Annotated in this window: 2 pseudogenes; both read left to right on the forward strand. The window is 58.7% G+C overall.

Annotated elements, in window-relative coordinates:
* Positions 1–247, forward strand: a pseudogene (locus ACFHWW_RS34175) (hypothetical protein); the annotation flags it as partial.
* Between the two features lie 11 nt (positions 248–258).
* Positions 259–501: pseudogene (locus tag ACFHWW_RS34180) on the forward strand (hypothetical protein); the annotation flags it as partial.

Below are 501 nucleotides of genomic sequence, written 5' to 3' on the forward strand. Positions count from 1 at the left end.
AGCCATTTCGCAGCCCAGTGGCGCCGGGCACGATGCCGGATCGTTCCACGTCTTCTGCCCGAAGGGCAAGATTATAGTGCGGTCCAGACACGGAATCAGCCATAGCCCCGCCGAATGGAGTTCGCCCGAGGACTGCGCGGCCGGGGCGGAGGTCCTCTATCACACGCTGCTGGAATTGGCGGGGTTGCCGACCACAGGCGTTGAGAGAGAACCCCAAGCAAGCGTCATCGAAATTACGAGCAACTGAAGGACGACAATATGGCGAGCAAGCAGATCCAACCAGCTGGAGTATTTGCCCATCATCGGGCCGCGCTCACGACGCATTACGCCGTCATGCCACCGGAAGGAATTCTGGAAAGCCGGATTCCCGGCATCGTGAACACCACCGTCAGTGTCCAAACCTCGCGTCAGATGGGCGCCGAATTCTCCCAAATCTTGCTGACGATTCACGAAGATGGCGGGATGAAAGAGCCCCGTAACGATGGCAAACAGGCGTTCTAT

This window comes from Sinorhizobium sp. P24N7, from assembly GCF_042436655.1.
GTDB lineage: Bacteria > Pseudomonadota > Alphaproteobacteria > Rhizobiales > Rhizobiaceae > Sinorhizobium > Sinorhizobium meliloti_A.